This is a genomic window from Streptomyces sp. NPDC021080, from assembly GCF_044333225.1.
Classification (GTDB): Bacteria; Actinomycetota; Actinomycetes; order Streptomycetales; family Streptomycetaceae; genus Streptomyces.
This window is the reverse complement of sequence record NZ_JBIRQM010000008.1, coordinates 54,520-67,141: the sequence shown is the minus strand read 5'-3', so window position 1 is coordinate 67,141 and position 12,622 is coordinate 54,520. Positions and strand designations below refer to the sequence as shown.

Here is a 12,622-nt window from a genome sequence, read left to right as displayed (position 1 = left end):
GAAGAGAAGCAGGAGGAACCACCATGCCCGCCGTCACCCTCCTCTCCGCCGTCTTCGTCGTCGGCTTCGAGCAACTCGTTCACTGGCGGTACGGACCGGCGGGCATCGTCGGACTGCTGCTGCTCAGCATCGGGATCAAGGCGAAGAGCCCCACGTGCAGCTCCATCGGGGCCGCCGTCCTGGCCCTGCTGGTCACGGGGCCGGCCCTCAGTTCGTGATCAGCAGTTCCGAGCTGATGGTCTCCCACAGCGCGTCGAACCAGAGGTGGGACTGTTCCACGAACGTGGTGTCCCGCAGTCCCACCCCCCGGCTGAAGGGGAACAGCATCGACTGCGTGCCCCGGGCGTCGTACATCTCCAGGTATTCGTGGTCGATCTCCTCGCCCCGCCGCGCGAGCGTGTAGTACGCGAAGAGCGCCTCCGCCCCGTTGAGCAGGTACAGCTTCACGGGCGGGGTGAAGGGCAGCGCACGGAAGGAGACCCGCACGTCGATGCCGTGCGTGGCCCGCAGCGCCAGCAGATTGTGCCGCAGCACCCGCACCTGGGCGTCGCGATGAGCCAGCCAGCGACGCCGCGGACGGTCGTCCGCCATGTCATCGACCAGGGCGGGGAACGCGAGGTCGATGTCCCGGCCGGGAAGCAGCACCCGGACCTCGACCCTGGCCGGTTTTATGCGTCCCGCATGAATCTCGCGCAACGGCTCGCCCATGGCGAGGGTGAGCGACACCGCGGTCAGACACAGCGCGTCGATCTGCACGTGCGGGGCCGCGAAGGCCGCCGTGATCCGCGGGGCGAGCGCCACCATGGTGGACTGCGGCAGGTCCTGCGGCCCGGCCGGAGCCCTCTCGGGATGGTCCGCGACCGTCGCCGGGCTCCCCTTGGACACGTTGACGAGCAGGTGCTCCGACTGGAGGATGCGCAGCGCCTGGCGCACGGCACCGCGCTCGACGCCGAACTCCTCGGCCAGTTCCGCCTGGGTCGGCATGCGCTGGCCGGCCCGCAGCCGACCGGACCTGATCCGGCTGCGCAGCTCGTCGGCCACCTCGCGGTGCGACCTCGGCGGCCGTGGTGACCTGTTCCGTCCGTTGACGACGGCATGCTTCGGCTCCACAACCAGAACACTACAACTTCCCGCCATCTTCCGGCAGTTGCCGGACAGGTGGTTATGAGTCGTCCCAACACGGCAATAAGTAGGAGTGAGTTGGTCGCCAACTTGCAGAACATGGTCAAGCTTCCGGAGGGTTGGCCGCCGAAGTGCCGCCCGGGTGTCGGGCGGTCGGGGCGGACGGTCCTCAGCGGGGGTCCGCCTCCCCGTCCCAAGGAGGGACCGTCATGCCTCTCGTCGCCCTCGCCGTCGCCGCCCTGGCCATCGGATTCGAGCAACTCGTCCAGTGGGAGTACGGGCCGATGGGCATCATCGCGTTCGTCGCGCTGTCCGTCGGGCTCAAGGCCCGGAACACCACCGTCAGCGGCATCGGGGCCGTGATCCTCGTGATGCTGCTCGCCCAGTCCGGCTGACCGGACGTCACCGTCCGGCCGGTCCGGCTGACCGTGCTCCCTTCCGGAGGGGAGCCGGGAGCCCGGTCAGTCCGCACCACCGCGCCAACCCGCACCACCACAACCGAATCGCTACGGATCAGCAGTCGCGGGCGTCGTCGCCCGCCCCGCACGGAAGGAGAACCTCCCTACAGGCATCCGCAGTTCAGAAGATGTCCGGGCACCACGGTCGCCTGGACGTCCGCAGCAGGGCGTCGGCCAGAGCGGCGGCGCCCTCTTGCCGTTCCCGGACCCGGCCCAGCGCCGCCAGCCGCACCGCGGACTCGTCCCCGAGCCACAGCGTCGCCAGATCGGCGATGGAGAGCGACAGGTCCGCCTCCTCGGTGGTCGGCGCGCAGGCCGCCGTACCGTCCGGCGCGGCCCGGAGCCGGAAGCGGCCGCCGTCCGGTCCGCTCTCGTCCGTCACGTCCAGCACGAGCGTCCCGGCAGACCCGTACGTCCGGGCCTCCAGAGCCCGTACGACATCCAGGATCCGCACCCAGAGCCAGTCCGACTGGCTGGTGAGACGGGCGGCGCGAGGGTCCGGCAGGAAGTGCGGCAGCAGGTCGTCGGGGGCGCGCCGGCCCGTCTTGACCCGGGTGATCCAGTCGATCGAGCAGAGGTAGCCCCACAGGGCGCGCTCGGCCGCCGGCGTCACCGCGAGCAGCCAGTTCACCTCCGCCGTGTTCCGGGGCTGGTTGGAGTCTCCCCAGTCGTCGTCCGCCGTGTAGGAGACAAGGCCCTCCATCTCGCCCGACGCCGAGCGGTACGCGGCGTAGAACGGTTCCTTCCAGGGGCCGTTGCCGATCCTCAGCAGGCCGGTGTTGATCTGCCACCACCGGTCGTCGCGGTCGATCACGCCGGGCCGGCCGCGCCGGAGCCGCTCGTGCAGTTCGGGGCCCGCCTTGCGGACGTCCTCGGCGTCCAGGAGGTCGACCCGGCCGCCGTCGGCCGGACCCGCCCAGCGGGGGTCGAGACCGGTGCGCGGTACGTCGACGGTCCACTCGGTGACGGTGGTGGCGGGGCCGAAGCCGTAACGGCCGTAGATCGGGTACTCGGCGGCGATGAGCGTCGCGACGACATCGCCCCGCTCCCTGGCCGCCGCCAGGTCGGCCTTCATCATGCGGGTGAGGAGGCCACGGCGGCGGTGCGTGGGCGAGACGGTCACGCCGGAGATCGCGTCGGCGGGGACGGCCGCCCCTCCGACCGCGGTGAGCTCCTGCGGGAACGACCTGAACGTCGCCACGCAGCGGGAGCCGTCGAACGCGCCCAGGGTTCTCGACGGGATGACCCCCGGCGCCCGCTTCTCGACCTCCTCGTCGGAGACGACCGGCTGCTGCAGGAACCCCGTCTTCACGGCGCGCAGCCAGTCGGGGAGGTCGGAGGCGGTGATCGGCCGTATGTCGATCGTGTCGGCGGCGGCGACCGTGTCGCCCGGGTCGATGGCGTCGCTGGCATCGTGCGCGGTCATGAGGCCACGCTAGGCGGACCCCGGCCGGGGTGTCGCGCGGATTTCCGCGCGCTTCCCTCCCGACCGGTCCCGCCTTCCGCACCCGGACCCCGGGCACAGCCCGGCCCACCCCGGGTACGGCCCCGTCCGACCCGGCCCACCTCGGACGCAGCCCCGGTCCGGCGGGGGCCTGCCCGGTCCAGCCCGTCCCAGATACAGACCCGACCCGACCCGACCCACCTCAGACGCAGCCCCGTCCGACCCGACCCACCTCGGCCGCAGCCCCGGTCCGGCGGGGGCCTGCCCGATCCAGCCCGATCCAGCCCGGTCCAGACACAGACCCGACCCGACCCACCTCGGACGCAGCCCGGTCCGGCGGGGCCCTGCCTGGTCCCGCCCACCCCGGACACGGACCGGGCGGCCCGACCCGGTCCAGCCCGTCCCAGACACAGAACCGACCCGACCCGACCCGACGGGGCCTACTCGGACCGGCCCGGACACACCCGGTCCGGCGGGGGGTCTGCCCGGTCCCGCCCGGTGCTACCGGCTCAGAAAGCCGCCCGGATCTCCCCCACCTCGCGGCCGCCGCCCAGCAGAGGGGCGCTGCCGATCCTCGTGACCACCGGGGCCTCTACGCCCAGCAGGGCCAGGCCGCGGGCCAGGACGGGGCCCAGTGCCCGGCCCCCGCCGTCGTCGATCTTGAACGCGAGCGCGCGGCCGTCGGGGAGCGCGACCGCCTGGACGGCCTCGGCGCCCATCTTGGACAGTGCGCCCGGGACCTCGCGCATCAGCCAGGTGTCGGGGCGCCGGGTGCCGGCGACGTACTCGGGGTGGGCGCGCATGGCGTCGGCCACGCGGCGTTCGGCGGAGCCGGGGGCCGCGAGGACGAAGGAGCGGAAGGCGCGGGCGAGACCCGTGAGGCTGATGGCCATCAGGGGCGCCCCGCAGCCGTCCGTGCCGACCGCCGCGACGGGCTCCCCGGCGGCCTCCTCGACCACGGAGTGGATCAGCTGCTGGAGGGGGTGACCGGGGTCGAGGTACGACTCGGTGGGCCAGCCGCGTTGCGCGCACACCGCCAGCATCGCCGTGTGCTTGCCGGAGCAGTTCATGGTGACGCGGTCGCGGACGGCACCGGAGGCGAGGTAGGTCTCGGCCTCGACGGGGTCCAGCGGCAGGTCCGGCGGGCACTGGAGCTGCCCGGCGTCCAGCCCGTGCTCGACGAGCATCTTCTGGACCAGGTCACGGTGGAAGATCTCGCCGGAGTGGCTCGCGGCGGCGAGGGCGAGGCGTTCCCCGGCCAGGTCCAGGCCCGCGCGCAGGATGCCCGCGGCCTGCATGGGCTTGTTCGACGAGCGGGGGAAGACGGGTGCCGCCACGTCGCCGAGCGCCAGCTCGACCGTGCCGTCCGCGGCCAGCACCACCAGGCTGCCGCGATGGTGCCCCTCGACGAAGCCGGACCGTACGACCTCGGCGAGAACGGGGAGCACACCGGACCCGCCCGAGGAGCGGGACCCGAAAGTCCGCTCGGGCGCGGTGGTCGTACCGGGGATGCCGGAGGCGGCCGGTGCGCCGGGGATGCCGGAGGACCGTGGCGGGGCGGAGGCATCCGGCGTGGCCGGTGTGCCGTCGGATATGGGCGAGCCTTCGGGCGTACGGGGAGCTGCGGACATCGGCGGTGGCCTTCCGGAACGGGGACCCGCTCGGAAGGCGGCGGCCGGGTCGTGCCCCGGACCGCGCCCCCGCCTGCGCGGAGCGGAAGCGCGCCTCCTGGATCCCGGCGCGCCCCTCTCGGCCCCGGGATCGCCGGCACCGCCACGTCACATGAGCAGGTCGTCTACTTGTGCTTCCCCTTCACGGTACCTGCGGGCGATCTCGGCGCTGCAATCGTCGGCCGTGCGCTGGAGCTGCTGGCGCTGCCGGGAGACCTGCTGCTCGTAGCGGACGAGACGGCCGAGTCCCGCGCCCAGCTCGTCGTCCGTCCGGGCGTTCAGGTCCGACAGCTCCACCTCGGCGAGCATGTCGGCGGCCAGCGCCCGGTACTGCTCGCCGTGCGGGGTGCCCACGGTCACGTGGCGGGCCGAGGAGCGGTACCGGGCCGGCGCGTCCGTCAGGATCTCCGAGAGCCGCTCGACGACGGAGTGCTTGCCCCGGTCCACGGACGAGAGGGGTCCGGAGGCCGCATGGGGCATCCGGCGCTCCCCGCGGCGCGCGAGCTCCGCGCGCAGGATGTCGATGCGTCCCTGGAGCAGCCGCCGGACATAGCTGAGGTCGGCCTCGTCCCGCTGGGCGTCCCGGCGCAGCGTCCGCAGTTCGGGCAGCCGGAGCACGGTGAGGCCGACCGGGACCGGATCGGCCGCCAGCGGGCCGCTGTCGGTGCGCTGCACCGGCGGCCGGGCCGTCATCGCGTCCGCCCGTGCTCTCGTGCGGGTCAATGACACGGCCGCGGTCTGCTGCCCGGTCCTCGATGTGCTCATGTACCTCTACCGTCCCCTCGACCGGCGCGGTCCGCCCAACGGCCGGACCGCAACACCCCGCATGGTGCCACCCCAGATGGCCGCTATGTGACCGAGTGACCCGATCGGCCCCAGATGGCGGGTTGGTTACCCCGGAAAATCACGCGAAGGGCCCGCACCGCGCGACGCGGCCGTGGCACGGCATCATGGTCCGCATGCGTGCGGTGGTGCAGAGAGTGGACGGCGCGAGCGTCGTCGTGGACGGCGAGACGGTCGGCGAGATCAGCGGCGAGGGCCTGTGCGTCCTCGTCGGGGTCACGCACGAGGACACCAAGGAGAAGGCGGCCCAACTCGCCCGCAAACTCTGGTCGCTGCGGATGCTGGCCGACGAGCGGTCCTGTTCCGACGTCGACGCGCCGCTGCTCGTCATCAGCCAGTTCACGCTGTACGGCGACGCCCGCAAGGGCCGCCGCCCCACCTGGAACGCCGCCGCTCCCGGCGATGTGGCCGAGCCCCTCGTCGAGGAGGTCGTCGCCCGGCTCCGCGCTCTGGGCGCCACGGTGGCCACAGGCCGGTTCGGCGCCCAGATGCGTGTCTCGCTGACGAACGACGGCCCGTTCACCGTCCTCCTGGAGATGTGAGCCCGGGAGCTCGGCCGGTATGAGCCGCCCCGGGCTCGGCGGCCCGGGGCTCGGCCGGCGTGAGCCCTACGGCTCGACCACGACCTCCTGCGCCGCCGCCGTCGAGTCCGCCATCAGCGGGGCGTCCACCGGCACGTTGCGCTTCACGAGGGCCAGGGCGATCGGGCCGAGTTCGTGGTGGCGCACGGATGTGGTGATGAAGCCGATCTTGCGGCCGTCGGGGTCCTCGTCCGCGAGGCGCAGTTCGGTGCCGTGCGGGGGCAGGACGACCTCGCTGCCGTCGAGGTGGAGGAAGACCAGGCGGCGCGGGGGCTTGCCCAGGTTCTGGACGCGGGCGACCGTCTCCTGCCCGCGGTAGCAGCCCTTCTGGAGGTGCACCGCGGTACCGATCCAGCCCAGCTCGTGCGGGATCGTGCGGTGGTCGGTCTCGAAACCGAGGCGGGGCCGGTGCTGCTCGACGCGCAGGGCCTCGTGGGCGAGGAGTCCGGCGGGCGGTCCGGCCTTCTCGGCGAAGGACTCCAGGTCGACGCGCGGCAGGAAGAGATCACGGCCGTACGGCGTCTCGCGGACGACGACGCCCTCGGGGGCCTCGGCGATCGAACCGGCGGGCAGCTCGACGACCGCGAAGTCGGCGGTGCGGTCGGCGACTTCGACCCGGTAGAAGAACTTCATCGACTCCAGGTAGGCGACCAGCGCGTCCTGGGTGTCGGGTTCCGTGTGCATCCACACCGTCGTGCCGTCGTCGACGAGGTACAGCGCGTGCTCGATGTGGCCGTTCGCGGAGAGGATCAGCGCCTCGGTGGCGCGGCCGGCCGGGAGGTCGGTGACGTGCTGGGTGAGCAGCAGGTGCAGCCAGGCCAGCCGGTCGTCGCCGGTGACGGTGACGACACCGCGGTGCGAGAGGTCCACGAAGCCGGCGCCGCCGGCGAGGGCGCGCTGCTCACGGAACAGGTCGCCGTAGTGGGCGGCGACGCCTTCGTCCACTCCCTCGGCGGAAACGGCTCCGGGCAGGGACAGGAGGGGGCTCTTCATGGACATACACACTACGACCGCGCGGTCACCGATTTTATTTCTGTCACTTCTGAAGGGCCTGGCAGTCCTTGCAGCGGCCGAAGATCGCGAAGTGCTTCATCTCCGTCTCGAAGCCGAAGGACTCCCGGAGTTTCGCGGTGAACTCGGCGGCGACGGAGACGTCGGCCTCGATGACGTTCGAGCAGTCGCGGCACACGAGGTGGATGTGATGGTGCCGGTCGGCCAGGTGGTAGGTCGGCGCGCCGTGCCCCAGATGGGCGTGGCTGACCAGCCCGAGCTCCTCCAGGAGCTCCAGGGTCCGGTAGACCGTGGAAATGTTGACCCCCGACGCCGTCTTCCTCACTTCGCCGAGGATGTCGTCGGGGGTCGCGTGCTCCAGTGTGTCCACTGCCTCGAGGACAAGCTGACGCTGAGGCGTCAGCCGGTAGCCGCGCTGCCTGAGGTCGCTCTTCCAGTCGGTGCTCACCACACTGGAAGTCTAGGACCATTCCCGTGGGTGCCGCCCTGGGGAACGACAGGGCGGCTCGGGGAACGCGCGGCGGCCTCCTACTTGAAGAAGGCGATCCCGTCGTCGGGCATGTCGTCGGGCAGGGCCTTGGCCCAGCGCTCGACGTCCTCCGGGGTGACGACCTTCTTCAGGTGCCCGGACATGTAGGGACGCAGCTCGACCTCGGGGGTCTGCTTCTCGCCGACCCACATGAGGTCACTGTTCACGTAGCCGTACAGGCGCTTGCCGCCGCTGTAGGGGCCGGAGGCGGCCGTACGGGCCACGGCGTCGGTGACCAGGTCGATCTGCGGCTTCTTGTCGGCGATCTCGCCGTACCAGATCTCGACGACGCCGTCGTCGCGCGTCATGACGACCTCGACCTTGCGGTCCGCATCGACGCGCCAGAAGCCGGTCTCCGTCTCCAGCGGCCGGACCTTCTCGCCGTTCTCGTCGAGCACCCAGCTGTGCGAGCGGTACTCCAGGAAGTCCCGCCCGTCGTGCGTGAAGCTGACCTCCTGCCCGAAGTTGCACTTCTCGGAGCCGGGGAAGTCGTGGACACCGACTCCGGCCCAGTCGCCGAGCAGGAAGACAAGGGGGACCAGGTCCTTGTGGAGGTCCGACGGGATCTCGATCATGAGCTGAACAGTTCCTTGGTGGGGGTCAGCGCTGGCCCTGGTACAGCTTCTTCACGGTCAGTGCCGCGAAGGCGAGCACGCCGACGCAGACCAAGGCCAGCAGGGTTTCGAAGAAGATCTCCACGGGGTGTGCTCCTCGGTGAGCGGAACGGGTCCCCGCCCGGGCGCGGCCGGAACTGGGGAGGTACACAAAGGCCGGGCCCCAGCTTACGCGGCTGGGGCCCGGCCCTCTCCTTCAGGTGGGCCCTGCCGGGCCGTCACGCTCAGCCGAGGAGCTGGCTCTGCAGAACGACCGTCTGCTGGAAGGGGATCTCGGGCGCGGTGCCCTTGCGGGACTGCACCACCAGGGCGACGACGTCACCGGCCGACAGATAGGCCTCACGGACGTGTTCGCCGCCGTACGGCTTGCTCTCCGTGTACGCGTACCGGGTGATCTGGTCGACGTCGGCCCGGTCCGGGAACGCCTTGTCCCGCTCCACCGTGACGGCACCGCGCAGGGCGACCTTCGGGGAGTCGTAGAACGCCATGTTGTTGGTGATCAGATCCTCCGCCAGGGCGGCGGTGTCGAACTGGAGCAGATAGATCCGCGTGTGCGTTCCGTCGGCCGTGGTCCAGCCACGCGCGGCGATGTGCCGCACCGCGTAATCGGTCAGCAACTGGTCGACACTGTCCCGGTCCGTCTTGTCCGCGTACTGCGCCACGAAGGGCTTCTGCGCCAGCCAGCCGTCCGCGCCGCGCAGCGCGGTGTCCGCCTCGGCGCCCTTCGGCGCGGGGAGCAGAAGCTTTCGCAGGTCGGCGGAGTGGACGCCGGCCTTGTTGGACTCGGCGAACGGCCCCGGGCTGCCGGACGGCAGCGGCGGCTTGACGATCGTCGGGTAGTCCCAGCGCCCGTCGGCCTTCGTCGCCAGACCGGGTACGTCGGTGCGCTCCATGCCGGTGATGCCGTACGCGGCCGCCGAGCCGACCGCCGCGAAGACCACGGTGGCGGCGGTCCAGCGCAGAACGGCGCGCAGCACCCGGCGGTCCTTCTTGGCCTTCGGCGGGGACGCCTGGGCCTCGACGGCCTCGGCCGGGCCCGCCACGGGGGCGACCTCGGGCGGTGCCTCGGGCATCGAAGGCACCACGGCTTCCGGCACGGCCGAGGGCTCGACGGCCTGCGGCTCGGCTTCCACCTCGACGGCCTGCAGCTCGGCTTCCACCTCGACAGGCTGCGGCTCGGCTTCCACCTCGACGGCCTGCGACTCGGCTTCCACCTCGACAGGCTGCGACTCGGCTTCCACCTCGACGGCCTGCGGCTCGGCTTCCGGCGCGGTCTCCTCGACCGGCGCCTCCTGCTCGACCGGTCTCGTCTGCTCGGTCATACCGCCTCTCCCGGCTCCTGGATGCGGTCGAGCTGCTCGCGAAGCAGCCGTGCGACCCCCTTGGTGTTCATCGGCTTGGCCGCGTACGCGACGACGTCGACCAGCACGTCACCCTGATAGGCGGAGCAGATCATCATGTCGAGCTTCTCCTCCTTCTCCTTGGGCGGCAGGAAGCACTTGGCGTTCTTGTGGCCTTCGATCTTCGGCCCGGCGCGGAAGATGTCGATGGCGTCGAAGAGCCCGTTCTGGAACGTCGACATGTTCCGCACGGCCTGCTTGTCCTGGATCTGGACCAGTTCGATGCTGACGGTGAAGATGCCGTCGTCGGCGAGCGTGGAGCCGCTGTAGAGGTAGCTGCGCATCGCCATGCCCTTGGTGTGCTGCTTGTCGATCCTCTCCTCGATCCGCCGCCGCTGGGAGCGGGGCAGGTCGCGGACCGACTCCTTGCGCAGGGCGGTGGCCTCGCTTCCGCTGAGCGCGGCGTCGGAGCCGAACCGGGCGATGTCCGGACCCCGGTGCCGGCTGTCGTCGTACGGCACGAGCATGGCGGCCAGCGAGGACGCGGCCTTCGTCTTCCCGGCCTCTTCGCTGGTGGCTTTCGGGAACTTCCAGGACGGCGCGCCCGCGTCGCGGTCGGCGTCCTGCACGGTCACCACGGTGTACGCGCTGCCCGCGACGACGGCTCCCGCGAGCAGCACGGCACCGGCGACGGCGGCGACACGGCCGCGACGGACACGCCTCTTCGCGGGCGCGGCCTCCGACGGAATCACCTCGGCCGGGACCGCTTCAGGCACGGCGGCCTCGGACACGGCCGGGACCGCTTCAGGCGCAACGGCCTCGGACACGGCCGGCTCCGGGACGGACTCCACGTCCTCCGGGTTGACAGGTCGCTCGTTCACAGCCGCTCCAACTGCCGCTCGGCCAGGTCCACGATCTTCGACTTCGGGATCGGCTTGGTGTCGTAGATCCAGATCTCCATGGCGATGTCACCGCGCCAAGCCGCCGCCTGCGCCTTGTACATCGGCAGATAGCCCGCCTTCCGCTCCGGCTTGAAGAGGTAGACCATGCCGTCGTCCGAACCCGAGAAGGGCGAGCCGTCGGCGTCGTCCACGCCCCAGCCGTTGGCCCGCAGCGCGGCGCTGAGGTTCTCCTCCTGGCGGTACTGCACCAGCCTGATCTCGGTGCTGTCGGTGCTGCCCGCGCTCCAGCTGACCCCGGCGGCCCGACGGAACTCCGCCTCGGTCAGGTCGTCGAACTCGCGGTCCGAGTTCTTCAGCGCGTGCGCGTAGCCGGCCAGGTCCAGCCAGCCGTCCCGCTCCGGCGCCCATGCGGGCACCTTGGTGCCCTTCGGCCGCGGGAGCAGCAGTTTGCGCAGGTCGCCGTCCGTCTTCACCCGGTGGTCCTGGGCGGCGGACAGCGGCTCCGGACCGTCGCCCTTCGCCTGGGCGACCACCGGCTGCGACAGCGGGGGCAGCCCGGTGGGCTCGCGGTCGGCCTGGACCAGATATCCGGCGCAGGTACCGGCGACGAGACCGAGCACGGCCGCCGTGGCGATGAGCAGAGTCGTACGACCGCGACGGCGGGGCGCGGGTTCTGACGGCGCGTCCGCCGTCGTACCGGGGTCGACAATCGGCGCGTCTTCGGACACGCTCGGTCTTTCCGGTGATTCGGGTCCTTCGGGTACTACCAACACGTCCCCCCACAGAAGATGAAGCACGGATTCCGTATCCGCGCACAGGAGACCCATGGCCCCTGCACGGGGTTGCCCGGATGCCGATCACGATTCGGAATACGATGACGACCATGGCGAACAAGCTCGTGATCAAGGTGACGGCGGGGGCCGACGCCCCGGAACGCTGCTCGCAGGCGTTCACCGTCGCGGCGGTGGCCGTGGCCAGTGGCGTGGAGGTCTCCCTCTGGCTGACCGGCGAGTCCTCCTGGTTCGCGCTGCCGGGCCGCGCCGCCGAGTTCGAACTGCCGCACGCGGCGCCGCTGCCCGATCTGATCGACTCGATCCTGGCGGCCGGGCGCATCACGCTGTGCACGCAGTGCGCGGCCCGGCGCGACATCACGGAGAAGGACGTCCTGGAGGGGGTACGGATCGCGGGTGCGCAGGTGTTCGTGCAGGAGGCGATGACGGACGGGACGCAGGCGCTGGTCTACTGACCACGGCCGCGGCGCGCCTTCACCGACGGCCGCCTCCCCCGGCTGCCGACGGCCGCCTTCCCGGCGTCACTGACCCCGTCTGCGCCGCGTGCGCGTGTCCACCCAGAGGCAGAAGGGGTGGCCCGCCGGGTCGAACAGCACCCGTACGTCCTCCTGGGGCTGGTGGTCGGCGAGCCGGGCGCCCTGTTCGACGGCGCGGGCGGTCTCCTCGGCCAGGTCGTCGACCTCGATGTCGAGATGGAGCATCATCCGCTGGTCGCCGGGGCCCGCGGGCCACACCGGCGGCGTGTAGAGCGGCTCGGTCTCGAAGGCGAGCGCGACCTCGCCGAACGGCGGGCCGATGAGCACCCAGTCGGCCTCCTCCGCCCGCACCTCGTAGCCGAGCAGCCTCCGGTAGAAGCCGGCGAGTTCATGGGCGTCGGGTGCGTCGAGCACCACGGTGGACAACCTCGTACGCGACATAGACGCCTTTTCCGCTCCTACCGCTGCCGCCGGTTCACGGCTGCCGCCGTTTCTTGCCGTCCAGCTCGTCCCACCACTCGTCGGACTTCGGGTCACCGGACGGGTCGTCCCACCATCGGTCCTCGGGCCCCCGCCGGTTGGCCACCATCGCGGCGACCGGCGGGATGAGCATGGCCACCACGCACATGGCGACGGCCGCGGGGACCGACCACAGCCGTACGACCGCCCAGGCGAGGACGAACAGCACGATGCACGTCCCCATCATGGCGAAATACAGACGACGCCTGCGCGCGTACATACCACCAGCGTAGGCCCGGACAACCCGTCCGGCGCAGTGCCGGCGGGCCCCGGAGGACCGGGAGCACGGGCCGGGACGGGCGAGGCGGGCAAGCCGAAGGGC

At 71.6% G+C, this 12,622-nt stretch carries 16 protein-coding genes; 4 read left to right on the top strand and 12 right to left on the bottom strand.

Going from position 1 to position 12,622, the window contains the following annotated elements; genetic code table 11:
- Nucleotides 1–23: 23 nt before the first annotated feature.
- Nucleotides 24–218: a hypothetical protein gene (locus tag ACH4S8_RS20865; protein ID WP_398396063.1), complete on the top strand. Its 195-nt coding sequence runs from the start codon at nt 24–26 to the stop codon at nt 216–218.
- Here ACH4S8_RS20865 and ACH4S8_RS20860 read toward each other — a convergent pair.
- Nucleotides 208–1,116: a winged helix-turn-helix domain-containing protein gene (locus ACH4S8_RS20860; RefSeq protein WP_398396683.1), complete on the bottom strand. Its 909-nt coding sequence runs from the start codon at nt 1,114–1,116 to the stop codon at nt 208–210. The genes ACH4S8_RS20865 and ACH4S8_RS20860 overlap by 11 nt on opposite strands.
- A 215-nt stretch (nt 1,117–1,331) precedes the next feature.
- Here ACH4S8_RS20860 and ACH4S8_RS20855 point away from each other — a divergent pair, with 215 nt between their 5' ends.
- Complete coding sequence (locus ACH4S8_RS20855; protein WP_103552310.1) at nt 1,332–1,517, top strand: hypothetical protein; 186 nt, start codon at nt 1,332–1,334, stop codon at nt 1,515–1,517.
- Nucleotides 1,518–1,701: 184 nt separating this feature from the next.
- Here the strand turns inward: ACH4S8_RS20855 and ACH4S8_RS20850 are convergent, their stop codons facing one another.
- From ACH4S8_RS20850 to ACH4S8_RS20840, 3 genes are all read right to left on the bottom strand, one after another.
- Nucleotides 1,702–3,006, bottom strand: coding sequence for a GNAT family N-acetyltransferase (locus ACH4S8_RS20850; protein WP_398396060.1), 1,305 nt, complete (start codon nt 3,004–3,006; stop codon nt 1,702–1,704).
- Between the two features lie 527 nt (nt 3,007–3,533).
- On the bottom strand, nt 3,534–4,655 hold the full coding sequence (locus tag ACH4S8_RS20845) for an asparaginase (protein ID WP_398396058.1): 1,122 nt from the start codon (nt 4,653–4,655) through the stop codon (nt 3,534–3,536).
- A 147-nt stretch (nt 4,656–4,802) separates the two neighbouring features.
- Nucleotides 4,803–5,459 carry an AmfC protein gene (locus ACH4S8_RS20840; protein WP_398396056.1) on the bottom strand — a complete coding sequence of 219 codons (657 nt, stop codon included), beginning with the start codon at nt 5,457–5,459 and terminating at the stop codon, nt 4,803–4,805.
- 194 nt (nt 5,460–5,653) lie between these two features.
- On the opposite strand from ACH4S8_RS20840, the gene dtd reads away from it, so the two are divergent.
- Entirely contained in the window at nt 5,654–6,079 is a 426-nt protein-coding gene (gene dtd, locus ACH4S8_RS20835; RefSeq protein ID WP_398396054.1) for a D-aminoacyl-tRNA deacylase, read from the top strand.
- A 66-nt stretch (nt 6,080–6,145) separates the two neighbouring features.
- On the opposite strand, the gene ACH4S8_RS20830 is transcribed toward dtd, so the two are convergent.
- The 6 genes from ACH4S8_RS20830 to ACH4S8_RS20805 form a co-directional block, all read right to left on the bottom strand.
- Entirely contained in the window at nt 6,146–7,111 is a 966-nt protein-coding gene (locus tag ACH4S8_RS20830) for a YgfZ/GcvT domain-containing protein (RefSeq protein ID WP_398396052.1), read from the bottom strand.
- A gap of 43 nt (nt 7,112–7,154) precedes the next feature.
- Entirely contained in the window at nt 7,155–7,580 is a 426-nt protein-coding gene (locus ACH4S8_RS20825) for a Fur family transcriptional regulator (protein WP_398396050.1), read from the bottom strand.
- 77 nt (nt 7,581–7,657) lie between these two features.
- Nucleotides 7,658–8,233 carry an FABP family protein gene (locus tag ACH4S8_RS20820; RefSeq protein ID WP_037622373.1) on the bottom strand — a complete coding sequence of 192 codons (576 nt, stop codon included), beginning with the start codon at nt 8,231–8,233 and terminating at the stop codon, nt 7,658–7,660.
- A gap of 263 nt (nt 8,234–8,496) precedes the next feature.
- Nucleotides 8,497–9,594, bottom strand: a complete 1,098-nt coding sequence (locus ACH4S8_RS20815) for a hypothetical protein (protein ID WP_398396048.1) — start codon at nt 9,592–9,594, stop codon at nt 8,497–8,499.
- On the bottom strand, nt 9,591–10,493 hold the full coding sequence (locus ACH4S8_RS20810) for a hypothetical protein (RefSeq protein WP_398396046.1): 903 nt from the start codon (nt 10,491–10,493) through the stop codon (nt 9,591–9,593). Before ACH4S8_RS20810 ends, ACH4S8_RS20815 begins: the two co-directional genes overlap by 4 nt.
- A complete protein-coding gene (locus ACH4S8_RS20805) occupies nt 10,490–11,242 on the bottom strand; it encodes a hypothetical protein (RefSeq protein ID WP_398396044.1) in 753 nt (250 codons plus the stop codon). The genes ACH4S8_RS20810 and ACH4S8_RS20805 overlap by 4 nt, the downstream gene beginning before the upstream one ends.
- 155 nt (nt 11,243–11,397) lie before the next feature.
- Here ACH4S8_RS20805 and ACH4S8_RS20800 point away from each other — a divergent pair, with 155 nt between their 5' ends.
- Nucleotides 11,398–11,760: a DsrE family protein gene (locus ACH4S8_RS20800; protein ID WP_355759853.1), complete on the top strand. Its 363-nt coding sequence runs from the start codon at nt 11,398–11,400 to the stop codon at nt 11,758–11,760.
- 66 nt (nt 11,761–11,826) lie between these two features.
- On the opposite strand, the gene ACH4S8_RS20795 is transcribed toward ACH4S8_RS20800, so the two are convergent.
- Together ACH4S8_RS20795 and ACH4S8_RS20790 are read right to left on the bottom strand one after the other, a co-directional pair.
- Nucleotides 11,827–12,222, bottom strand: coding sequence for a VOC family protein (locus ACH4S8_RS20795; RefSeq protein WP_398396041.1), 396 nt, complete (start codon nt 12,220–12,222; stop codon nt 11,827–11,829).
- A gap of 34 nt (nt 12,223–12,256) precedes the next feature.
- Nucleotides 12,257–12,520, bottom strand: a complete 264-nt coding sequence (locus ACH4S8_RS20790; protein WP_384798555.1) for a DUF3099 domain-containing protein — start codon at nt 12,518–12,520, stop codon at nt 12,257–12,259.
- Nucleotides 12,521–12,622 lie beyond the last annotated feature (102 nt).